Source organism: Deferrivibrio essentukiensis, assembly GCF_020480685.1.
Classification (GTDB): Bacteria; Chrysiogenota; Deferribacteres; order Deferribacterales; family Deferrivibrionaceae; genus Deferrivibrio; species Deferrivibrio essentukiensis.
Map to the genome: position 1 here is coordinate 163,850 of NZ_JAJAFU010000002.1, position 22,473 is coordinate 186,322.

The 22,473-nt window shown below is 35.7% G+C and carries 24 protein-coding genes; all 24 read right to left on the minus strand.

Going from position 1 to position 22,473, the window contains the following annotated elements; genetic code table 11:
• Positions 1–3 precede the first annotated feature (3 nt).
• The 24 genes from lpxD to flgB all read right to left on the minus strand — a co-directional run bounded on the left by lpxD (position 4) and on the right by flgB (position 22,385).
• A complete protein-coding gene (gene lpxD / locus LF845_RS01990) occupies positions 4–999 on the minus strand; it encodes a UDP-3-O-(3-hydroxymyristoyl)glucosamine N-acyltransferase (protein WP_242819317.1) in 996 nt (331 codons plus the stop codon).
• 1 nt (position 1,000) lies between these two features.
• Complete coding sequence (locus LF845_RS01995) at positions 1,001–1,519, minus strand: OmpH/Skp family outer membrane protein (RefSeq protein ID WP_242819318.1); 519 nt, start codon at positions 1,517–1,519, stop codon at positions 1,001–1,003.
• A gap of 29 nt (positions 1,520–1,548) precedes the next feature.
• Entirely contained in the window at positions 1,549–3,780 is a 2,232-nt protein-coding gene (bamA, locus tag LF845_RS02000) for an outer membrane protein assembly factor BamA (protein WP_242819319.1), read from the minus strand.
• Complete coding sequence (gene hisG, locus LF845_RS02005) at positions 3,777–4,406, minus strand: ATP phosphoribosyltransferase (protein ID WP_242819320.1); 630 nt, start codon at positions 4,404–4,406, stop codon at positions 3,777–3,779. Before hisG ends, bamA begins: the two co-directional genes overlap by 4 nt.
• A 2-nt stretch (positions 4,407–4,408) precedes the next feature.
• Positions 4,409–5,665 carry a UDP-N-acetylglucosamine 1-carboxyvinyltransferase gene (gene murA / locus LF845_RS02010; protein ID WP_242819321.1) on the minus strand — a complete coding sequence of 419 codons (1,257 nt, stop codon included), beginning with the start codon at positions 5,663–5,665 and terminating at the stop codon, positions 4,409–4,411.
• A complete protein-coding gene (gene prmC, locus LF845_RS02015) occupies positions 5,653–6,495 on the minus strand; it encodes a peptide chain release factor N(5)-glutamine methyltransferase (RefSeq protein ID WP_242819322.1) in 843 nt (280 codons plus the stop codon). Before prmC ends, murA begins: the two co-directional genes overlap by 13 nt.
• Positions 6,496–6,502: 7 nt before the next feature.
• Positions 6,503–7,573, minus strand: a complete 1,071-nt coding sequence (gene prfA / locus LF845_RS02020; protein ID WP_242819323.1) for a peptide chain release factor 1 — start codon at positions 7,571–7,573, stop codon at positions 6,503–6,505.
• Complete coding sequence (locus LF845_RS02025; protein WP_242819324.1) at positions 7,566–8,468, minus strand: DUF1385 domain-containing protein; 903 nt, start codon at positions 8,466–8,468, stop codon at positions 7,566–7,568. The genes prfA and LF845_RS02025 overlap by 8 nt, the downstream gene beginning before the upstream one ends.
• 21 nt (positions 8,469–8,489) lie before the next feature.
• On the minus strand, positions 8,490–9,230 hold the full coding sequence (gene thyX / locus LF845_RS02030) for an FAD-dependent thymidylate synthase (protein ID WP_242819325.1): 741 nt from the start codon (positions 9,228–9,230) through the stop codon (positions 8,490–8,492).
• Positions 9,231–9,232: 2 nt separating this feature from the next.
• Positions 9,233–9,454 (minus strand): 50S ribosomal protein L31, encoded by a 222-nt coding sequence (gene rpmE, locus LF845_RS02035; RefSeq protein WP_242819326.1) that lies wholly within the window; start codon positions 9,452–9,454, stop codon positions 9,233–9,235.
• 81 nt (positions 9,455–9,535) lie between these two features.
• Positions 9,536–10,777 (minus strand): transcription termination factor Rho, encoded by a 1,242-nt coding sequence (gene rho, locus LF845_RS02040; RefSeq protein WP_242819327.1) that lies wholly within the window; start codon positions 10,775–10,777, stop codon positions 9,536–9,538.
• 159 nt (positions 10,778–10,936) lie between these two features.
• Entirely contained in the window at positions 10,937–11,782 is an 846-nt protein-coding gene (locus LF845_RS02045) for a pyruvate, water dikinase regulatory protein (RefSeq protein WP_242819328.1), read from the minus strand.
• On the minus strand, positions 11,779–13,740 hold the full coding sequence (gene ligA, locus LF845_RS02050; protein ID WP_242819329.1) for an NAD-dependent DNA ligase LigA: 1,962 nt from the start codon (positions 13,738–13,740) through the stop codon (positions 11,779–11,781). The genes LF845_RS02045 and ligA overlap by 4 nt, the downstream gene beginning before the upstream one ends.
• The gene (locus tag LF845_RS02055; protein ID WP_242819330.1) at positions 13,737–14,936 is read right to left on the minus strand and encodes a peptidase U32 family protein; all 1,200 of its coding nucleotides are present in this window, start codon (positions 14,934–14,936) and stop codon (positions 13,737–13,739) included. Before LF845_RS02055 ends, ligA begins: the two co-directional genes overlap by 4 nt.
• Entirely contained in the window at positions 14,926–15,564 is a 639-nt protein-coding gene (locus LF845_RS02060) for an O-methyltransferase (protein ID WP_242819331.1), read from the minus strand. Before LF845_RS02060 ends, LF845_RS02055 begins: the two co-directional genes overlap by 11 nt.
• Positions 15,565–16,050 (minus strand): MotE family protein, encoded by a 486-nt coding sequence (locus LF845_RS02065; protein WP_242819332.1) that lies wholly within the window; start codon positions 16,048–16,050, stop codon positions 15,565–15,567.
• Complete coding sequence (locus LF845_RS02070) at positions 16,037–16,468, minus strand: flagellar export protein FliJ (protein WP_242819333.1); 432 nt, start codon at positions 16,466–16,468, stop codon at positions 16,037–16,039. The genes LF845_RS02065 and LF845_RS02070 overlap by 14 nt, the downstream gene beginning before the upstream one ends.
• A 1-nt stretch (position 16,469) precedes the next feature.
• Positions 16,470–17,777 carry a flagellar protein export ATPase FliI gene (fliI, locus tag LF845_RS02075; RefSeq protein ID WP_242819334.1) on the minus strand — a complete coding sequence of 436 codons (1,308 nt, stop codon included), beginning with the start codon at positions 17,775–17,777 and terminating at the stop codon, positions 16,470–16,472.
• The gene (locus LF845_RS02080; protein ID WP_242819335.1) at positions 17,755–18,483 is read right to left on the minus strand and encodes a FliH/SctL family protein; all 729 of its coding nucleotides are present in this window, start codon (positions 18,481–18,483) and stop codon (positions 17,755–17,757) included. Before LF845_RS02080 ends, fliI begins: the two co-directional genes overlap by 23 nt.
• A gap of 8 nt (positions 18,484–18,491) precedes the next feature.
• Positions 18,492–19,499 carry a flagellar motor switch protein FliG gene (fliG, locus tag LF845_RS02085; RefSeq protein ID WP_242819336.1) on the minus strand — a complete coding sequence of 336 codons (1,008 nt, stop codon included), beginning with the start codon at positions 19,497–19,499 and terminating at the stop codon, positions 18,492–18,494.
• 4 nt (positions 19,500–19,503) lie between these two features.
• Positions 19,504–21,180: a flagellar basal-body MS-ring/collar protein FliF gene (fliF, locus tag LF845_RS02090; RefSeq protein WP_242819337.1), complete on the minus strand. Its 1,677-nt coding sequence runs from the start codon at positions 21,178–21,180 to the stop codon at positions 19,504–19,506.
• Positions 21,181–21,183: 3 nt separating this feature from the next.
• Complete coding sequence (gene fliE, locus LF845_RS02095) at positions 21,184–21,489, minus strand: flagellar hook-basal body complex protein FliE (RefSeq protein ID WP_242819338.1); 306 nt, start codon at positions 21,487–21,489, stop codon at positions 21,184–21,186.
• An 80-nt stretch (positions 21,490–21,569) separates the two neighbouring features.
• Positions 21,570–21,974, minus strand: coding sequence for a flagellar basal body rod protein FlgC (flgC, locus tag LF845_RS02100; RefSeq protein ID WP_242819339.1), 405 nt, complete (start codon positions 21,972–21,974; stop codon positions 21,570–21,572).
• Between the two features lie 9 nt (positions 21,975–21,983).
• Complete coding sequence (gene flgB, locus LF845_RS02105; protein WP_242819340.1) at positions 21,984–22,385, minus strand: flagellar basal body rod protein FlgB; 402 nt, start codon at positions 22,383–22,385, stop codon at positions 21,984–21,986.
• Positions 22,386–22,473: the final 88 nt, after the last annotated feature.

Sequence of the window (22,473 nt, forward strand, 5' to 3'; positions counted from 1 at the left end):
AATTCACCCTTTCAAAAATTTATCAATTTGCTTGAGAGTATTTGCTATATCTTTAAGTGCAGATTGGTTTTTCAACCACTTTCTATGTTCAACCAAAGGGACTCCTGAATATACTCCAGGCTCAGTAATATCCGACATAACACCAGACTTAGAGGCCAACATCACACCATCAGAAATATTAACATGGTCAGCTATACCAACCTGTCCGCCAATTACAACAAAATTGCCGATTGTCGTACTACCTGCTATCCCAGTCTGGGAAACTATTATACAATGTTTTCCGATTTTAACGTTGTGACCAATTTGAACAAGATTGTCAATCTTAGTGCCTTCACCGATAACGGTAGACGACAAAGCACCTCTGTCAATTGTTGTATTTGCACCTATTTCCACATTATCTTCAATCACGACATTTCCCACTTGCCTTATTTTAATATGACCTTTAGGCGTATTCAGATATCCGAATCCATCTGCACCAATAATAGCACCTGAATGAATAGTAACATTGTCGCCAATTTTACAACCTTCATATATCACAACATTCGGATAAATCTTTGTATTTTCACCAATTTCAACATCTTCGCCGATAATAACGTTTGCACCAATATAGGCATTTTTGCCAATCTTTACCCTATCTTTAATAACGGAAAATGGCTCAACAACTATATTGTCACCTAAATTTGCGCTTTTAGAAACAAATGCTCTATCAGATACTTGCCCGACATGCTCCTGAGTAGGGTAAAAAAGATCGAGTAATACTATCATCGCACTTTTAATTTCATCTACGATAACAACAGGCTTATTAACATACTGCTGAAACTTCTTGGTAGTTACAACAGCCACAACATTAGGGTTGTCAATAAAACTAATCATTTTCTTTGAGTTTAATATTGACAAGCTCTTATCTTTTGGCATGTCTAAAGATGTAAAGTTTAAAATCTCAACATCTTCACCTACAAGTTCAGCATTTAACTTCTTTGCAATCTCTGACAAAAGCATGTTATTTCTTGTGCCACTCTTTGTTGTATCTGTCTATAAGAATATCCGTAATATCAATCTTTTTGGAGTTATACATTACACCTGACTCTTTTGCTTCAACTATCAAATCATAGTTAAGTTCTTTCCCAAGTTTTTCAACCAATTCAGCCAACTCTTTTGCAATTTTTGCCACATAATCCTGCTCTTTCTTCTTAAGTTCATCATTAGCATCTTTTACAAGTCTTTGAACTTCTTTTAATTTTTTCTGATATTCATCAAGCTTCTTCTGTTTAGCTTCTTCTGTAAGAAGTGAACTCTGATTGTTTAACTCCTCTTGCATCTTCTTTAAAGTTTCGCTCTCTTTATTAATTTCCTGCTGCATCTGGTCATACTCTTTTTTCATCTTAGCAACAGCATCTTTCCCTGCATCACTCTCATCAAGGGCTTTTTGCATATTAACGACACCAATCTTCACTTCCGCAAAAGCTCCCGTAGTAATAAACATGGATAAAACTAAAAGCACCCCTAAAATCTTTTTCATAACATAACCTCCAAATATATTTTTATTTTTTAAAACATTCCGCCAATTGAGAAATCCCACCTGTCACTTGATTCCCCTTCTTTTTTATCTAATTTCTTACCATATTCAAGTCTTAATGGTCCAATTGGGCTGTACCATCTAAACCCAAATCCAGCTGATTTCCTTAAATCATATGAAAAATACGCTTCGCCCTCGTCATAAACCTGACCTGTATCATAAAATATCACACCCATAAGATTTGCTGACTCTGAAATAGGAAAGACTGCTTCTACGTTAAACAACACATATTTATCTCCACCATAATCATAACCATTCTCATCCTTCGGCGAAATATCTCCATATTTAAAACCTCTTACACTGTACATACCACCCAATCTAAATCTTTCGTCAATAGGCAATGGATTGTTGTCAAGGGCAGTTAAGTAGCCAACCTCACCATGAACCATACCTACAAATTTCCAAAATAGCGGGAAAAATTGCGAACTTTCAAGCCCTATTTTAACATAATTATTATCACCACCAAGTACTCCACCCGCATATTTTACGTATAACCTTGACTTATTCCCTTTTGATGGTGTCAAAGGGTGATTTGTAGTATTATAAGCAAGGGTCGGGGTAAAACTTATAGTAGTGGTTTTCCCTTCCTGCTCTTTAACATAATCTGACGCATCCGTGTCTATGTCATAAATATCTTCTACATCATATGCCAATTTGTAATACATATATAGTTTTCTTCCGATTACCGGATGCCCCAATCTTAATGCAACCCCTTCTGATTTTTTTGTATAGTCATAATAGCTTCTCTCAAGGCTATAAACGTCAAATCCAAATGTTATCGGCCTGTCAAACAACCATTTATTTGTAAAACTCAATGTATAGTCAGTCCTATTTGAAGAAAACTCACCCTTTAAATTCAAAGAATACCCCATCCCAAAAAGGTTATCTTTCTGTATCTGTAATGTACCCACAAAGCCATCTAATGTAGAATATCCAGCACCAATACTAAATGTACCCGTAGGCTTTTCTTTAACATTTAGCTTTAATTTCATTTTGTTATCAGGCAAAGGCTCTTCAGTCATAGTTACTTCTTCAAAATAGTTCGTATATTGAACATTTTGTTTTGAATTTTTAATCCTTGCACTACTATAAATATCCCCTTCAGCAATACTAAGCTCTCTTCTTATTACCCTGTCCCTTGTTTTCTCATTTCCAAATATCTCTATACGCTCAATTCTATAAAGCATATTTTCTTCAATATTATAAGTTATTTTTACAATATGCTTCTCATCATCTACATTTGTTTCAGGGTCAACGTTAGCAAAGGGATATCCGATTGAAGTAAATGCATCGGTAAGACTTTCTATATCTTTTTGAAATTTTTCACTGCTAAAATAATCACCCGGTTTTAAGCTGGCTCTATCAAGAAGTGTTTTTTCATCAATATGTATATTCCCTTTTACATTTATACTATCTATTTTATAGCGAGCACCTTCGACAATTCTAAAAATTAATGTAATTTTTGTTTTATCATCATTATAAATGATTTCAGGCTCAGCCACCTGGACCCTCATAAACCCGTTATTGAGATAGTGTGCCCTGATTCTTTCTCTATCAAGTGCAAGCTCCTCACTAACAAGCTTTCCACTCCCTGTTAGCCATGAAAAGAAGCCTTTTTCATCAGTTTCAAGAAGCTTCTTAATCTCTTTATCTTTATAAAATTCATTTCCAAGTATTTCTATATTATAGACTTTTGCCTCTTTCCCCTCATCAATGCTAAAAATCAGATCGACACTATTGTTTTCCCTTTCCTCAATATCATAATTAATTCTAACATTAAAAAAGTTTTCATCCTGATACTTCTTTCTTATCTCTTTTATAGTTGCCTCAATTTTTCTTTTGTCAAAAGGCTCACCCTCATTAATAGCCAACTTTTCTTTTAAGCTTTCCTCGCTAATTTCATCATTTCCTTCAAAATATATTTTATTTACAAAAGGTTTTTCGGACACATTGTATATAAGAACAATTTCATCCCCTTCCACTTCCAAGTCAGCGCTAACATTTAAGAAAAGGCCTGTTTGATAAAGCTGCCTTATTGAACTGTCAATCTTCTCAAGGTCAAACTCACTTTTTTCACTGACCGTATACAGTTTGATTTTAGATTCAGGCACCCTTTTGTTACCATTTATTTTAACCTTGTCTATCTGTGTCGCAAATACAACTGTACTTAAAAATAAAATCAACAAAACAAATATTCTTTTCATAAGTTTTCTTCCAATGTATTTATTATTTTTTTAAGTCTGTCATGCTTATATTTCAGAAGATTTTTATTGGCAATAAGTCTTGCCGTAGACTCCATAATAGTCTCTACCTCTTTCAACCCATTTTTCCTAAGCGTCTCTCCCGTTGACACCAAATCAACGATAACATCGGAAAGATTCAATATAGGTGCTATCTCTATTGAGCCGTAAAGTTTAATCACTTCTATGAAGATACCTTTACCCTGAAAAAAGTTCTTTGCAATATTAACAAATTTAGTAGCTACACGCATATCATGATAATATGTGACATCAAAATTCTCAGGAGCAGCAACACACATCCTGCAAAATCCAAAACCGAAGTCAAGAAGCTCATATACATCAGCTCTGGTTTCCAAGATTATATCCTTACCAACCACACCCAAATCACAAGCACCATACTCCACATATGTGGTGACATCCATGTTGCGAATCAAAATAAATTTTATTTTATTCTTACTGTCTTCAAAAATCAGCTTCCTTGAGTTAAAGTCTATGCAACCTTTTTCAACAATATTAAGTTTTTCAAGCAAACTCAAAGTCTCTTCCGCAAGCCTACCCTTAGGCAGTGCAATTGTAATATAATCTTGCATATCTATTCTCTCTCTCTTCTAATATCTGCAGATAGAGCTCTTAATTTCTCGTCAAACTTTTCATACCCTCGGTCAAGATGATATATCCTGTGAACCTGTGATTCACCTTCAGCAGCGAGTGCTGCTATCACAAGAGAAGCACTTGCTCTCAAATCAGAAGCCATCACTTGAGCTCCTGTAAGCTTATCTTCCCCTTTTATTACTGCTGACCTATCTTTTAATTTTATATTTGCCCCCATCCTCTTAAGCTCAGATACGTGCATAAACCTGTTTTCAAAGATATTTTCCGTAATCACAGATAACCCGTCAGACAAAGTCATCACTGCCATTAGTTGTGCCTGCATATCTGTTGGAAATCCCGGGTAAGGCAAAGTTGTCACATCAACCGCTTTCGGTTTTTTATCCATAACAGCCACAATACTATCTTCACTAACTTCCATTTTAAGCCCGATTTCAGAAAATTTCTCCAAAACAGACGTCATCGCCCATACAGGACAATTAAGCAACTTTATTTTTCCGCCGGTAGCAGCCACCGCAGCCAAAAATGTGCCGGCCTCTATCCTGTCAGTCATTACACTGTAGTCTACTGACTTAAGCTCACTTACCCCTTCTACCTCAATCGTTTTAGTCCCTTCACCAGTAATTTTAGCCCCCATCCCCTTTAAAAACCTTGCCAAATCTATTACTTCAGGCTCCTGAGCCGCATTTTTGATTACTGTTGTGCCTTCAGCCAAAGCTGCTGCCATCATTATATTTTCAGTGCCTGTTACAGTGACAATATCAAAATTTATTATACTACCTTTAAGCTTATTGCATTTTGCATTTATATACCCATGCTCAACTTCAATATCTGCACCCATCTGCTTTAGGGCCTTGATGTGTAAATCAACCGGTCTTTCTCCTATAGCACAACCACCCGGCAAAGAAACTTTTGCTCTTCCTCTTTTTGCCAAAAGCGGTCCCAGCACAAGAATACTTGCCCTCATTGTCCTCACAAGCTCATAGTCAGCAGTAAAAAGCTCTAAATTTTCGGTATTGATAACTGTGACATCATTCTCTTTTTGCAATGATGAAACACCAAGTGTTTCAAGAAGCTTGAGCATAGTAGAAATATCTTTTAATTGTGGAATATTCTGAAGAAGGTATTTACCTTCAGCAAGAAGCACAGCAGAAAGTATTGGCAAAGCAGAGTTTTTGGCACCACTAATTTTTACATCACCTGAAAGCTTTTTACCACCATTTATAACTAATTTTTCCAAATCATCACCCTTTTATGTCCAAAATAATCTTCAATAAACTCTATATTTTTTTCAAAATACAGCTCAGCAAGCCTTTCAGCCTGATTAGCGCCAATCTCGAAAAAAATTAATCCACCTTTTTTACATAATTTATCTAATATAAACAACATATTTTTATAAAAAAATGTATCATCACCATCAACAAAAAGTGCTATATCCGGCTCATACTTTATAAATTCACAATAATCACCCATCCTGCTAACATAAGGTGGGTTCATTGTAATAATATCAAACTTATCTTTAATAAAGCTGTCAATTTTAAGCACATCGCCATTTATCAGAAAAGCCCTGTCATTTAATCCTAAGTCATAAATATTTTTCCAAGCAACCTTTAATGCATCATAGCTTAGGTCAACACCATAACCAACAGAATCTTTAAGCTCCTTTAACAAAGCAATTAATATACAACCAGAGCCTGTGCATAAATCTAAAATTTTATATTTTTTCCCCCTATCAACACGTTTAAGAACGTTCTCTACAAGAGTTTCCGTTTCAACTCTCGGAATCAATACATTTTCATCTATATAGAGTTCATAACCAAAAAAATCGTGTTTTTTTCTTAGATATGAGACAGGATATCCTTTTTTGACTAGTGCCACAGTACTGATAATTTTCTCATTTGTAAGGACAAGTTCATTAAGCTTTGTCAACACAACGCTTCTGTTAATACCTGTCAAATAAGATAAAAGATCTATGGAAGCTGCTTTTGAAAGATGTGGAATATAGGTCTGAATGTATGAAAAAAGCTCCCCTATTTTTATCGGCACATCTTTTTTCAGCTCAAAAGACATTTATAATTTACAGACCTGCCTGTTTTAGCTTTTCAGTTTGGTCGAAGGTTATCAGCGCGTCTATAAGCTCATCCAACTCGCCTTCCAATACCCTGTCAAGGTGATAAATAGTAAGATTTATCCTGTGATCAGTAACCCTATTTTGAGGGAAGTTGTAAGTCCTTATCCTTTCACTTCTATCACCTGAACCTACCTGAAGCTTTCTATTTTCTGCAACCTCCTCAGCTTGTTTCCTTATCTCCATCTCAAGAAGTTTTGCTTTTAGAAGCTTCATCGCTTTTTCCCTGTTTTTAATCTGACTCCTCTCATCCTGGCAGGTAACAACTATACCTGTAGGTTCGTGGGTAATACGCACTGCCGAATCAGTAGTATTTACGTGCTGACCTCCCGCACCACTACTTCTGTACACATCAATCCTTAAGTCAGTAGGATTTATTTCTATATCAACATCTTCTGCCTCAGGTAAAACTGCAACAGTGCAAGCAGATGTATGAATCCTTCCGCCAGATTCAGTAGTCGGTATCCTCTGAACTCTATGCCCGCCTGCTTCATATTTTAACCTGCTGTATGCTCCATACCCCTTAATTAAAACAACTACCTCTTTGTAACCACCTACGCCTGTCTCGTTAAAATCCACAATCTCTGCTTTCCACCTTCTCATCTCAGCATAACGTGTATACATCCTTAAAAGATCCCCGGCAAAAAGTGAAGCCTCATCACCACCGGTACCCGCTCTAATTTCAAGATAAATATTTTTTTCATCATATGGATCTTTTGGCAAAAGTAGTAATTTTAATTCCTCTGTTAACTTTGCAATCTTTTCTTTATTTTCATCAATATCCATTTCTGCCATTTCAACCAGCTCTTTATCATCAGAACTTTTTAGAATCTCTTTAGCTTCGTCAATAACAGTCAATACTGCTTTATACTCTTCATATTTTTCAACTATAGGTTTTAAATCTGATAACTCTTTGGCAAGTTTTTGATACTTTTCCTGATCGGATATTATTGCAGGGTCACTTATCATTCCTGTTATTTCATTATATTTATCAACAATTTCCTCAAGCTTACTAAACATATATCAACTCCTCAGAATCATTATTTTCACCAAGTGCTTCTTTTATTGATATAAGTGCAACTTCAAGCTGAGAATCATCCGGCTCCCTTGTAGTGATTTTTTGAAGCCATAGTCCCGGTTTTATAAGCATATTTACAATAAAATTATCTTTATACTTACTGCTTAATTTTAGCACTTCATATGAAATGCCTGCAATCACAGGTAGCAAAATCAATCGGGATGATAATTTTATGAGAAAATGAGAATCTTTGGGTATTAGAGAAAATACAAAAATACTGACTATCATAACAATCAGTAAAAAGCTTGTCCCGCATCTGGGATGAAGCCTACTCATCCCTCTGGCATTTTCAACTGTCAAGGGGAGTCCGCTTTCATATGTAAAAATCGCCTTATGCTCAGCACCGTGATACTCAAAAACCCTTTTAATATCTTTCATAAAAGAAATCAGATATATATACGCAATAAAAAATATTACCCTAATTGCGCCATCTACCGCATTAAATACCAAGAATGAGTCCTTAACAGCTGGTACAATATGCTTTAGCATCTCTGTCAAAAAAAGCGGGAGAAAAACAAAAAGAAGTGCACCAAGCCCAAGTCCCATTACCATTGCTACAAATATCTCTTTCTTAGTGACTTTTTCACACCCTTCCCCCATTGCATGATATGCACTGAAATTAAGTGCCTTAACGCCTAAAATAAGCGCATTATAAAGTCCTATTAACCCTCTAAGAAAAGGTTTTTTAAATAACTTATTATTATCTATCTTTATCTTATCTTTCTTCACTACAATTTTTTTATCTTCACGGCGAACAGCTATAACCAAGCTCTCAGGGGCTCTCATCATTACACCCTCAATCACAGCTTGACCGCCAATATCTACACATTTTCCCATATTTTCACCTAAGAAAAAGAGCTAGTTAAGTCTACCGCTCTCTTTTAGAAATTTTTTATACTTTTCCCTGACCTCACTCGCCTTTCCACAAGTGAACTCATTTTCCGGACAAGGACCGAAAACACATCCAGGGCCTGCTTTAGAAAAAATAGAAGGAGCCACCTTGATGCACTCTTCAAGCATCTTTTCAGCCATTTTGCGAATTTCCCACTGCGCTCTGTTACAACATCTAATCCTAAAAAAGTGTAACAACTCCCTTGCATTCATAGTTACTATGATTTTAGTTTCGCAGGCATTAGGAAGAACATATCTGGCATCCTCACTTGGTATGCCTAAGCTTACCAACTCATCATAGAAAGATGCTATCTCTCCCATCAACTTTTCATATTTTCCCGCTATATCACTATTTTTTATTGTGTCGGGGAAAACATACTCAAACCCATCCTTATGCTTTACATATCTCTGAGATTTTTGAGAATAACTTGCTATTCTATGTCTTACAAGCTGATGTGTCAAAGCTCTTGAGACACCCTCTATACCAAATGAAAAACTAACATGCTCAAGAACTGAATGATGTCCGATTCTTACAATTTTTTCAATAAATGACTCCACATCACTTTTAGAAAGCTTCTCACTCAAGCCATCTATATCAGAATCGGTATAGCATAGTTTTGCCGCCAAAGCAGCCAAGTTTTCAGGATCAAAGGTATGCCTTAAAAGACATACCTTTACATCGACATTTTTAGACAAAGCTCTTACCAAATCTACTTAAATTTTTTATTTGTATTAGCTTTATCGTATTTTTTCATAAACTTTTCAACCCTACCGGCTGCATCTACAAATTTCTGTTTACCGGTAAAAAATGGGTGACAAGCTGAACAGATAGCAATAGTGTCCCTTTTAGCTGTGGACTTAGTAACTATCTCATTTCCACAAGCACATTTAAATATTACTTCCTTATATTCAGGATGAATTCCTTCTTTCATATCTCTACTCCTTTTATAAAAAATATCTACGCAAGATTTCTCTACTAACACACTTAAACTATTTTATCAACAAAAATCATATTACTTATTCATAGATTCCAAAAATTCTTTATTGGTTTTTGTCCCCTTTATCTTATCAAGGAAAAATTCCATAGCATCTACCGAATTCATATTATTTAAGAATCTTCTCAAAATCCAAACCTTATTAATTTCATCCTTATCAAGAAGAAGCTCTTCCCTTCTCGTGCCTGATTTATTAATATCAATTGCAGGGAAAATCCTCCTTTCAACAAGCCTTCTATCAAGATGAAGCTCCATATTACCGGTACCTTTAAACTCTTCAAAGATAACTTCATCCATTCTTGAACCGGTATCAATAAGTGCCGTAGCAATGATTGTCAAACTGCCACCCTCTTCTATATTTCTGGCTGCTCCAAAAAATCTTTTAGGCTTATGCAATGCATTTGAGTCAACACCACCTGACAAAACTTTTCCACTTGGTGGCTCAATAGAGTTGTAAGCACGGGCAAGCCTTGTGATACTATCAAGGAGAATACATACATCTCTTCCTGTTTCAACCAGCCTCTTAGCTTTATTTAAAACCATTTCCGATACCTGAACATGTCTGTAAGCAGGCTCATCAAAAGTAGAACTCACAACCTCAGCATTAACAGACCTTTTCATATCTGTAACTTCTTCCGGACGCTCATCAATAAGCAAGATAATCATGTAAACTTCAGGATGGTTTTCAGTAATGCTATTGGCAACAGATTTTAACAGCATCGTTTTACCTGTCTTAGGTGGAGCAACAATCAATCCCCTCTGACCCTTACCTATTGGAGAAATCATATTAATTATTCTGGTATCATACTTGGTAGGGAAAGCCTCCAAGTTAAGTCTTTCTTCAGGGAAAAGCGGAGTTAGGTTTTCAAAAAGATTTCTCTGGCGATTTGGTTCAAGAAAGTTTATTTTTTCAATCTTTAAAAGGGCAAAATACTTCTCATTGTCCTTAGGTGGTCTAATTTCACCCTCTATGGTATCACCATTTCTAAGCCCAAACTTTCTTATTTGAGCCGGTGAAACATATATATCATCAGGTCCCGGCAGATAGTTATACCCCGGCGATCTTAGAAAGCCAAAACCGTCAGGAAGTATTTCCAAAACACCCTGACCGTAGATCTGACCATTGTTAGCACTTGTGGCCTTTAGAATTTCAAAAATTAACTCTTGCTTTAATAAACCCTGAGGATTTTCAACACCTGTTTTTTCAGCAATTTCAACCAGCTCCTCAATAGTGCATACCTTTAAATCGGATAAATTCACGATCTACACCTCTTTTTTCGAATAATTTAGTCAATCGACATAAAAATTTTGTTTTGTAAGGTTTCCTTCACATTTCTTTGGATTTTGAAGACCTTCGGATAACCTTTTTTTAAACTCATCAAAAATTAAAGTCAAGTTTTTTATAATTATTTTTTTTGCTTAAATTTCAAGCTCACGACCATAAACTTTTATAATAATTTCCCTTGCGGTTTCCTCCACAGATTTGTTTGTAGTATCAACAACATGCCAACTTCTGTTTCTGCTTACCAAATCGTACACCATTTCGACTTCCTCAAATATCTTTCTTAAATCAGTGTATCTGCTGGATGTTTTATAATGTTTTAATCTTGCCATCCTTACCTTTTGCAATACTTCAGGGTCCATTATCAGGCACACAACCTTATTTTGATCCACCTCAAACACCTCTTTCGGCAATTCCACTTCAGGCACAATAGGAATATTTATTACTTTAAACCCCTGCTGTCCCAAAAAGAATGAAGTAGGTGTCTTTGATGTCCTTGAAAGTCCAAGTAGCACAATATCTGCTTCATGGATTCGTTTTAAGGTTTTACCGTCATCATGACTAATACAAAACTCAACAGCCTCAATCCTTTTAAAATATTTAGAATCTACCTTTCTAAGAAGGTTTGGATTTTCCTTAGGCGTTTTGCCCAAAAAATTTTGAAGCTTTTCAACTGGTGGACCAAGTATATCATGATGTGGAATCCCTCTCGAATGACATACTTCATGCACAAGTTGTCTTAAACCTTTTTTCGCCATAGTAAAAGCTACAAAACTATCATCTTTAGATATTTTATTGATTACATTTATTATCTTTTCTTCCGAGTCAATCTTTGAATAAATACTTAGTCTGGCCTGAGGGTCATCAAACTGTATAAGACATGCTCTTAAAATATTTATTGCACTCTGACCTGTCCCATCAGAGAGGATATATATCTTCTTCGAGGCTTTTAAATCACCTTCACTAATAACTTCATAATTCACTTTATCATCTCCATAAAATCATCTTCACTGATAATTTTTACGTTTAACTTTTTGGCCTTATCAAGTTTGCTGCCTGGGGAATCACCTACTATAAGATAATCCAAATCCTTATTAACACCACCTAAAACATTCCCACCATTTTCTCTAATGAGCTCCTCCATATCTTTTCTACTTCTGGAAAGCTTCCCCGTAATAAGAAAGTTTTTACCGTTTAACTTATTAGGAATATCCTTTTTTTCAAGCTCAAATTTCAACCCAAAACTTTTGAGTTTTTCCACAAGTGCAATAAACTTCTCTAACCTGCAAGTAGTATATATAGAATGAGCCACAACTTCACCGATATCCTTTACAGATATAAGTTCATCTATATTTGCCTGCATAAGTTTATCAATACTTTCAAAGTGTTGAGCAAGTACCTCAGCAGTCTTTTTCCCCACATGCAAAATCCCAAGCCCATAAAGAACTTTATCAAAAGGCTTATTCTTTGATACATGTATAGAATTTAAAAGGTTAGAAACGGACTTCTCTTTAAACCCATCAAGCTGTAACAGCTTGAATTCATCTAACTCAAAAATATCCGCAATAGATTTAATAAACCCCTTATCTACGAGCTGTTCCACAACCTTGTCACCAAGCCCCCTGATATCAAGGGCATCTCTTGATGCAAAATGTAGAACAGAATATTTTATCCTGGCAGGGCAATCTGAATTCACGCACCATGCAGAAACATCACCCTCTTCCATTAACAGCTTTTCCTTACAAACGGGGCAAAAATCAGGAAAAGTTATCTCTTTTACCTCTTTTCTATTTTCTTTAACAACCTTAACAATCTTCGGTATAATTTCCCCGCTCTTTTCTATAAAAACCGTATCCCCAATCATTACTTGAAGACGTTTAATTTCATCAAAATTGTGTAATGTTGCTCTTGAAACAGTAGACCCAGAAATAGTTACAGGCTCTAATATAGCAACAGGGGTCACCCTACCTGTCCGCCCAACCTGAAACACAACATCTATCACCTTTGTAGTCATCTGTGTGGGAGGAAATTTATAGGCAACAGCCCACTTTGGATATTTGGTAGTAAAGCCCAACCTATCTCTAAGGTTTATATCATCCACCTTTACAACTACCCCATCTATCTCAAATTCAAGACTTTCTCGTAAACTTTGTAATTTATTAATTTCATCCGTTATGTCTGCTAATTTAACATTTTTAATTAAGTTACTAACTTTAAATCCAAGCTTTTTTAAAAAATTAAGATTCTCATAATGGCTTGAAGATGAATAGCCGTAAGCTAATGAATAAAATAGTATATCAAGATTTCGCTCACTTGCTATTTTGGAATTTAATACTTTTAAAGTGCCGGCAGCGGCATTTCTCGGATTGGCAAAAAGGTTCAAACCTTGTTTTTTTCTCTCTTGATTTATTACCTCAAAAGTTTTCTTAGAAATAAAAACTTCACCTTGTAGTATCATCTTTTGTTTTTCCTCTATTTTCAAAGGGAGAGTCCTTACGGTCTTTATATTGTGAGTCACATCTTCACCAAATTCCCCGTCCCCCCTTGTCAGAGCTTGCTTCAAAATACCTTCTTCATAAGTAACTGATATTGCTGCACCGTCAATTTTAGGTTCAACTGTAAAATAAATTTCACTCTCACCAAGCTCCCTTGTAATTCTCGCTAAGAAATTATAAAGCTCAGCCTCATTGTACACATTATCAAGGGAATACATCCTCACTTCATGCTTTACCGTATTAATGCTGTCAACAATATCCGCCCCTATCTTTACCGAAGGGGAATACGCCACCTTCCATTCAGGATGCTTTTCTTCTACCTCTATCAAGTCTTTCAAAAGCATATCATATTCGTAATCACTGACAATAGGGTCATTTAATACATAATACCGATAGTTGTAGTAATTTAGCTTATCTACGAGACTTAAATACTCTTTTTGAGTCATATGTACCTTCTTAGTATAGCACCTTCATAAATTTTCCTATCTGTCTTTAATACGTACCTGCTGTTTGGTTTGGTAAAATCAACAGCTCTTCCTTCAATATCATATATTTCAGCTTTTATGTTGTCTTCATTTAAATCCGTATTTAATACACAAATTTCTTCACCGCCTAATATTTTGCCTTTACACATAAAAGTAACCTCACTGCCTTTAACCTCTTCAACCAAACCCAAATAATCTGTATTTCTAACATAAGATGAAGTGGCATAATTCATCGAACTTTCATCAGGATTACCATTAAAAAAGGCTGTAGTAAAATGCCGGTTGCTTACAGAAGATAAAAGCTCAAAGAGTCTCTGTCTATCCTGCAGCTTACCAAACTGCATTATCTCATCTATCGCTTTTCTATAAACACCCGTGACAACGGAAACATACATTGAACTCTTCATCCTACCTTCAATTTTAAAGCTTTTCACGCCTATATTCATCAATTCGTCCAAATGGTCAAGCAAACACAAATCTTTTGAGTTGTAAATATAGCTCCCCCTTTCATCTTCAAATATCTGAAAATACTCACCCGGTCTTGTTTCCTCCACAAGGTAATAATTCCATCTACATGGGTGTGTGCATTCCCCCCTGTTTGCATCACGACCTGTCATGTAATTGCTGAGTACGCATCTTCCAGAATGGGAAATGCACATCGCACCATGCACAAAAACCTCTATTTCAAGAGAAGTATTTTGACATATTTGAGCTATCTCATCTTTTGAAAGCTCTCTTGCCAAAATAACCCTACTGGCACCCATATCTTCCCAAAATTTTACTGACATATAGTTTGTAGTATTTGCCTGCGTACTGATATGAATTGGAAGGTCCAAATGCAAATCCTTCCCAAGCTTAAAAACACCCGGGTCACTGACTATAAGAGCATCTGCTCCTATATTTTGAATATACTCAAGATATTTTGGCAAATTTTCAAAATCATAATTTCTCGCATAGATATTTACTGTCAAATAACCCTTTTTGCCATTTTTGTGCAAAAAATCCAAAGCCTTCTTCAAATCATCATTTTTAAAATTCCCTGACTTGGCCCTGAGGCTAAAATCCTGCCCTGACAAATAAACGGCATCGCATCCAAAATTTACAGCAGAAACAAGTTTCTCGAAATTTCCCGCCGGGCTTAATAACTCATAGCTCATAATTAACCACCATCACTCCGTTTCCTATTGGCAACAATGTATAATTTTTACATTTACTTTTAATCTCATTATAAAATTCTCTTAAGTGTCTTACCCCTTGCATATATTTGTAGGGTATCTCGCAATCTTCCTGCAACAAGTAACCATACAACATAAAGTCATCAAAAACTACAGTTGCCCCGTTTAAAATTACCCTTTTTAAGTAATACCAAATTTTGCCATAATCTTTTTTTACAGAGTCCACAAAAACAAAATCATACTTCTTAACAGTATTCTGCAAAAAATTTTCCGCAAAATCGTGATGAAATGTCACGTTATCAAATCCGGCAAAATTTTCTTTTGCAAGATTTATTCTTATTAGATTTGAATCAACAGCATCAATTGTAACCTCATTAGTATAATTTAACATATATGTGGAAGCACCAGCACCGCAACCAATTTCCAATATATTTTTTGGTTTGATAGAATTTACCATACTTTTTAAAAAAAGTGCCACATCCAACTCAAGCACAGGTATATTGTAACAATTAGATAAATGATAAATTTTAAGAAAATTGTCGTCAAAAAGCTCTCTTCTCTGCTTTTCGGAAAAAGCTCTTGAGAAAATTGATCTTTCAGTCCTAATCATTTATTTTAACTTGTTTTTAGTTGGTGTCAAACGCTCACTTATTTTTGAAGCAAATTCTGAATCTATATTTGCAATTTCGGTTAATATTTTCCCCGCCGTCATTGGAGCCATTTTTTGAAACAAGCTTACAGCCTTGTCAAGCTCCATCTTTACAATCGCCTTTGCTGCCGATTTGGCCTTAGTAGAGCCATAGACCTTTGCAAGCTTATCGAGGTTTTCATCTTCAACAACTCTTATCTTATTATAAAGCTCTTCCAACTTTGCCCTGATAGCAATCAGCTCTTTCTCTTTTTCTATCAAAGACTGCTCAAAACTTTTTAGCTCTTGCTCTTTTTTATTAAGCTCTGCTTCCTTTTTATTAAGCATTTCCTCTTTTTGTTTCAAATTATCTGCAATAGATTTCAACTCATTATAGTCTATTGTTTCTGCAAAAACCGTAAAACCAAATACACAAACTATAAATAAAATAATATTAAAAATTCTCATTATTAAACCTCGTAACCACAAGCTCATCTATCATTTTCATCTCTTCCTTATTGAGATACATAAGATAATTTTTTATATGTTTATCTTTCAGCTTTTCAATTACTTTTACGTCATTCATGGCATTGACAACACTTTTCTTCTGTTTTTCAATATCACTTTCCAATCTTTTTTTCAAACCTTTTAGCTCTTCTAATTCTTTTTCGAGCTTTTCTATGTAAAGTTCATACATTTTTATAAACTGAAAATTCCTTGCATCCTTCATTTCAATTATATTTTTATTTATGTCGGATAAAATCTTCTCAATACCAAAATTAGCCTCTTTCAGTTTATTTTGAAGCTCGGTCAGCTTTTTCTTTTCAAGCTCAAGCTTCCTTTCCCTATATTCAAGGACTTTTTGCAATTTAAAATCTTTTTTCATACTAACTCATTGCAATTTCTTTAACTTTTTTAATAGAATCTTCAAAGTTCCACTTTTCATTTACTTTCTGCTTCAAGAAATCGTTAATTTTTTCAATTTTAGCAATAGCCTCATCTATCCTTTTATTTGAACCTTTAACATAAGCACCAATATTTATTAAATCCTCAGCTTCATTGTAAGATGCTATTAAATCTCTTATTTTTCCTGCCATATCAAATATATCTTCATCAACTATCTCTTTCATCAATCTGCTTGCACTTGAAAGTACATCAATGGCTGGAAAATGATTTTTGGCGGCAAGTCTTCTGTCAAGCACAATGTGACCATCAATAATAGACCTCACCGAATCCGCGATAGGGTCATTCATATCATCCCCTTCAACCAAAACGGTATAAAGCCCAGTCACTGTCCCTTCACCCTTTTTTGTGCCTGCCCTCTCAAGTAGCTTTGGCAATAGTGCAAATACTGATGGGGTATAACCTTTAGATGTGGGAGGCTCTCCAACGGTAAGTCCTATCTCTCTTTGTGCCATTGCAAACCTTGTCACCGAGTCCATCATAAACATCACATTTTTACCTTGTTTTCTAAAAAACTCAGCTATTGCTGTAGCAACAAATGCACCTAACTTTCTCACTAACGGAGACTGATCGCTGGTTGCTACAACGACAACACTCCTTTTAAGCCCTTCTTCCCCTAAATCCCTCTCTATGAATTCTCTTACTTCTCTCCCCCTTTCCCCAATAAGAGCAATTACATTTACTTCCGCAAGTGTATTTCTGGCAATCATCCCAAGCAAAACACTCTTACCAACGCCACTACCGGCAAAAATACCTACTCTTTGTCCTTTGCCAACTGTAATCAAAGAATCTATTGCCTTAATCCCTGTAGGTATGGCATTTTTAATAATTTCTCTCTCCATAGGTTTGGGCGGCTCCGAATAAACAGGTACCAATTCATAATCTTTAATATCCCCTTGCCCATCAATAGGGTTACCAAGGCCATCAAGGACTCTCCCCAGCAAATTTTCGGATACTTTAACAACATTTCCGTAGGAAACATTTTTAACTATACTCCCCGGAGCAATCCCTTCATTCTCACCATATGGCATAAGCACAATTCTATCGTCCTTAAAACCTACAATCTCAGCTAAAACCTTTGACCCTGCAATATTTGTTACTTCACATCTTGTGCCTATTCCAAGAAGGGGCCCGTCAGCTTCAATTGTAAGCCCGACTATTTTCGTGACCTTACCTTGAAGGGTAGGAGAAATTTTGGGATTAACTTTTTTAAGAACTCTTAAATTCTTCATAAAGCAGTTCTTTAAATTCTTTTATAAGACTATCGATTGTAAAATCTATCATCCCTATATTGGTTTTAACTTTCAAACCGCCTTTTAAAATATTTGGATCTGTCTCAATATCATAACCCAAATTCATATCTTCCACTGTCTCTTTATCTGAAGGTGAAACAATAAACGTAACATCACTATACTCTTTTAATTTATCCAATATATTTTTTATAACACTTTCTATCAGTTTATCATTTACCTTTCTTTCAACACCTATTATTTCTGTTATAAAGGAAACGATCAATTTGGGCAGGCTTTCATCAAGCTCATCTATACTCTTCTTTATTTCTGACAATGTGTTGTTTACCTTTTCATATTCACTTGTAAGCATGTTCAGGTAATCCTTTTTCTCGGCTTCATACTTAGTTTTCTGTTCTGACAAAGCCTCATTTTTACCCTTCTTAAGCCCTTCTTGAAAACCCTTTTCATATCCTTTTTTTTCTGCCTCTTTCAGCAATTTTTCATCAAAAACAGGCTTCACATCTTTTATTTCTCCACCTGACTCAACTTTTAACCTTTCTATACTGTCAGGATTATTAGCTGCACTGAAAGATGTAAGCTCTTTAAAGGGAAATTTTTTAACCCCTCTCTCCGCTGAAGTAAATGTTTTAAATGAATATGTCTGAACTTTACCGGTCGTTGATGACTTTATAATCTTTTTAGGCATACTTTATCCTAAACATATTGCTCTTCATCGCCACCTGAAATACTGACAACACCTTCCTCATCAAGTTCTCTTACTATTTCAACAATCTCATGTTGAGCTTTTTCCACATCTTTAAGCTTCACAGGACCCATGTAGTCCATCTCTTCCTTCATTGTCTCAACAGCTCGTTTTGACATAGATTCAAAAAACCTATTTTTAAGCTCTTCATCAGCCCCTTTAAGTGCAAGTGTAAGTGTGTTTTTGTCAGCTCTCTTTAAAATCTCCTGAATAGCCTGCTGTCCAAGGCGCTTAATATCTTCAAACACAAACATCATATCTCTAATGCTTGCCACAAGCTCCGGAGCATCTTTTTCAAGCCTTTCAAGCGTCTGCTTACTTGTAGTCCTGTCCATACGGTTAAAAATTTCTGCTACCGACTTAACTCCACCTACCTCTACATTATAGGAGCTAATGGACTCAAATCTTTCTTCAAGCACTTTAGAAAGGGTCTTAACTACTGACGGTGAAATGTCTTGAAGGTTAGCAATCCGTATAGCCACCTCTGCCTTCAAATCTTCAGGAAGCTCTGCCAAAGACTCAGCCGCCTGAGTTGGATCAAGATGAGCAAGTATCAAGGCAATAGTCTGAGGGTGCTCATTTTGTATGAATTTTGCTAACTGTTTTGGTTCTATTTTTGTAAGAAATTCAAAGCCTGAAGATTGTTCTAATAATTTAGTTAATCTGTCTATAATTTTTCTTGCCCTTTCAGGACCGAGAGATTTTGTCAATACACTTTTAGCATAATCAAGACCACCTTTACTTATGAATTTCTTAGCCAAAAGCATATTGTAAAACTCTTCCACAACTGCTTCCATTGTATCAGGGTCAACCATTTTTGTAAGGGCTATCTCCCTGGAAATATCTTGAACTTCGTCATCATCAAGCTCTCCCAAAATTTTGGAAGAAAGCTCCTCTCCTAATGTTATCAGAAGCATAGCAGCCTTTTTAATACCTGTCATATTTTGAGTATCAGCCATACGCTTAAGCTCCGCCCTCTCTTATCCACGCTTTTATAAGATTTGCTATCATTTCAGGGTCTTCATTTGCTGACTCTTCAATCTTTTTGAGCATAACCTTTGCTTTAACAGAATCAACATCCATTGGCACGCTTTCATCAAGCTCGGATTCTATCTCTTTTTCAAGCTCCTCAAGTGTTTTTGGAAACTTTATATCATCATCTACCAACAGATTTAGCCCTTCACCTTTTCCAGCCGCTGCCCCGCCACCTACTGCTGCAAGTGTGCCATATTTTGTTTCCTTAACCTCGCCAAGCCTTTTTATAATCCTTTTAAACACAAGGAGATAAAAAAGTAAAAATACCAAGACAGCAGACAAATATTTGGCACCTTTAAGTGCGTAATCTATGTACATTTGCCTTTTAGCTATAGTCACCTCACTAGCCGAAGCGGTAGTATCAAAAGAAACATTTGATACCTCTATTTTATCACCTCTATTCTCGTTAAAACCAACAGCATTAGCAACAAGATTTTTGATTCTTTCCACCTCTTCTGTAGTTCGCGGTACAAATTTTTGAACTTTTTTACCATTTACCTCTTCAATAACTACCTTATCATTTAAGACAACAGCAACAGTAAGCCTTTTTATCTCACCAGGACTTTTTAACTGCTTTGTAACGGTCTTACCAACCTCAAAATTTTGTACCTCATCCGTCTTACTGTATTGGGAATTACCACTATTTCCAGTAATATCAGGCTCTGCCAAGTTTGATTGAACACCTGGTACACCTTGTGGCACATTTTTTGAGTTAGTACTTGACACTTCCGTAGACTGCTGAGACCTAAGCACCGGGTTAGGGTCATACTCCTCTTTAGTGACTTCTTCTTTATTGAAATCCATTTCAAGGCTTACCTGTACTACTGCATTACCTGCTCCCAACACACTGTCAAGAAGACTTGAAACTTTATTTTTTAAATATGACTCCCTTTTCTTTGTATATTCAAGCTGAGTCTGACTAAGCATTACACCCAGATTATCTTCATTCAAAAAATCACTTAAAAGTCTGCCCTGAGTATCTACTATCTGAACATTTTCAAGTTTTAGACCTTTTACTGCGCCGGCTACAAGGGACGCAATAGCTTTTACCTGACCTCTATCGATAGGGCCATTTAAATTTAAGATGACCGCTGCCTTAGCTTCACTTTCCTCACTTATAAAAAGTCTCTCCTTAGGGATAGTAAGATGTACCCTTGCCTCTTTCACTTCATTCAGGCTTGCGATTGTCCTTGCCAACTCACCCTGCAATGCTCTTTGATAGTTTACATTCTGGACAAATTCAGTCATCCCAAAGCTTGTCTTGTCAAACAGTTCAAATCCTGCCCCGCCACCGCTTGGAACACCCTCTTTTGCCAGTTCAATCCTTGTTTCATATACAAAATTTTGAGGAACCTCTATAGTCCTACCACTATCTTTCAACTGGTAAGGCACTTGCCTTTCCTTTAACTTTTCTATAACAGATGCGGCATCTTGTTGATTTAAATTATAATAAAGGGTCTTGTAAACAGGCTTGTTTGCCCAGACGATAAGAACAATGGATGAAATAATTACTGCAAAAACAGCTCCCACAATGGAGACCTTTTGCATCAGATTCATTTTTGAAAAAACTTCAAGAAACTGCGAATAAATATCTTTTAAAGTCATAAATTATACCTGAGTCCTCATTATCTCCTGATAAGCTTCCAAAAGCTTATTCCTTACTTCCATCATAAGTTTCAAAGAAACATCGGCCTTTTGCAAAGCTATCATGGTTTCATGTATATTTTGTGTCTCTCCGTTTAATACTTTTTTTATCGCCTCATCTGCATTAAGCTGAGCATCATTTACATCCTTGAGTGCATCTTTAAGCAAATCTCCAAAGTTAACGTTACTCTCACTGCCTTTAGATTCACTCTTTTTTTCAGTATCAAGTTTGTTTGGCAACAAAAAATCTATTCTGTTAATCTCAGCCATAGCTCCCTCTTTTTTAATTATAACAAAAATATTCTTATTTACAATACTATAATTTATCTATTCACTCTATATTTTAAACCTTAAGCCCTGCCAATTTCAAGCGCTCTTAAGGCAAGCTGCTTTGCAGTATTTAAAACAGTTAAATTAGACTCATAACTCCTTTGTGCCTCAAGCATATTAACCATTTCCTCCACGGGATTAACATTGGGATATCTCACATACCCTTCTTCATCGGCATCAGGATGCCCCGGCTCAAATTTCAATATAAAAGGTTTGTCATCCTCAATAACGTCTTGCACCTTAACTCCCCCAGCCATCTCACCTTCCAACACTTGCTCAAAAATCACATCCTTTCTTCTGTAAGGCTCGCCATTTTCACCCCTCGTAGTATTGGCATTGGCAAGATTGGCGGAAATTACATTAATTCTTATTCTTTGAGCAGACAATCCTGTCGCAGATAATTTCATTACATCAAAAAAACTCATACTCTACCCCTATCTACCTGTTATAGCGGTTTTTAGTTTTGTAAACTGATAACCTGTTAACTGGGATAACTCCGAATATAAAACCCCATTAGCTGATAATTCATACATTTCCAAATCTATATTTACATCATTTCCATCATTCCTCAGTGAAGGACTATTCCTAAATTCGGTATTAATAAAACCTGCACTGCTACCACTGCTTTTTATATGCTTTTCATCAGTAGTTTTAAGTGATAATTTTTGCCCACCAGAAAAATATTCCTGCATAGCTTTTTTAAAATCTATATTTTTTGACTTATAGCCTGGTGTATCTATATTTGCTATATTTTCCGCTATTACCTTATTTTTTAATGATGACACGTTTAGTGCCGTACTTAAATCATTTATCAATCCGGTGTTTAAAAATTTCATACCTGCCTCCTGATGCTAAACTATTATCAAAATACGTGCCAATTTGACCAATAAAAATAAAATCTACAAATTTATCTGATAGCAATAA

Excerpts from the sequence above, each read along its gene's own strand:
- fliI (WP_242819334.1), bottom strand. The coding sequence starts at position 17,777 with ATGAAGAATTTAAGAGTTCTTAAAAAAGTTAATCCCAAAATTTCTCCT.
- prfA (WP_242819323.1), bottom strand. The coding sequence starts at position 7,573 with ATGTTTAGTAAGCTTGAGGAAATTGTTGATAAATATAATGAAATAACA.
- fliE (WP_242819338.1), bottom strand. The coding sequence starts at position 21,489 with ATGGCTGAGATTAACAGAATAGATTTTTTGTTGCCAAACAAACTTGAT.
- fliG (WP_242819336.1), bottom strand. The coding sequence starts at position 19,499 with ATGGCTGATACTCAAAATATGACAGGTATTAAAAAGGCTGCTATGCTT.
- flgB (WP_242819340.1), bottom strand. The coding sequence starts at position 22,385 with ATGAAATTTTTAAACACCGGATTGATAAATGATTTAAGTACGGCACTA.
- prmC (WP_242819322.1), bottom strand. The coding sequence starts at position 6,495 with ATGTCTTTTGAGCTGAAAAAAGATGTGCCGATAAAAATAGGGGAGCTT.
- LF845_RS02080 (WP_242819335.1), bottom strand. The coding sequence starts at position 18,483 with ATGCCTAAAAAGATTATAAAGTCATCAACGACCGGTAAAGTTCAGACA.
- LF845_RS02055 (WP_242819330.1), bottom strand. The coding sequence starts at position 14,936 with ATGAGCTATGAGTTATTAAGCCCGGCGGGAAATTTCGAGAAACTTGTT.
- LF845_RS02070 (WP_242819333.1), bottom strand. The coding sequence starts at position 16,468 with ATGAAAAAAGATTTTAAATTGCAAAAAGTCCTTGAATATAGGGAAAGG.
- LF845_RS02065 (WP_242819332.1), bottom strand. The coding sequence starts at position 16,050 with ATGAGAATTTTTAATATTATTTTATTTATAGTTTGTGTATTTGGTTTT.
- LF845_RS02025 (WP_242819324.1), bottom strand. The coding sequence starts at position 8,468 with ATGGGAAAATGTGTAGATATTGGCGGTCAAGCTGTGATTGAGGGTGTA.
- ligA (WP_242819329.1), bottom strand. The coding sequence starts at position 13,740 with ATGACTCAAAAAGAGTATTTAAGTCTCGTAGATAAGCTAAATTACTAC.
- fliF (WP_242819337.1), bottom strand. The coding sequence starts at position 21,180 with ATGACTTTAAAAGATATTTATTCGCAGTTTCTTGAAGTTTTTTCAAAA.
- bamA (WP_242819319.1), bottom strand. The coding sequence starts at position 3,780 with ATGAAAAGAATATTTGTTTTGTTGATTTTATTTTTAAGTACAGTTGTA.
- LF845_RS02060 (WP_242819331.1), bottom strand. The coding sequence starts at position 15,564 with ATGATTAGGACTGAAAGATCAATTTTCTCAAGAGCTTTTTCCGAAAAG.
- lpxD (WP_242819317.1), bottom strand. The coding sequence starts at position 999 with ATGCTTTTGTCAGAGATTGCAAAGAAGTTAAATGCTGAACTTGTAGGT.
- flgC (WP_242819339.1), bottom strand. The coding sequence starts at position 21,974 with ATGAGTTTTTTTGATGTAATGAAATTATCTGCGACAGGATTGTCTGCT.
- hisG (WP_242819320.1), bottom strand. The coding sequence starts at position 4,406 with ATGCAAGATTATATTACAATTGCACTGCCTAAGGGTAGGCTTGCGGAA.
- rpmE (WP_242819326.1), bottom strand. The coding sequence starts at position 9,454 with ATGAAAGAAGGAATTCATCCTGAATATAAGGAAGTAATATTTAAATGT.
- LF845_RS01995 (WP_242819318.1), bottom strand. The coding sequence starts at position 1,519 with ATGAAAAAGATTTTAGGGGTGCTTTTAGTTTTATCCATGTTTATTACT.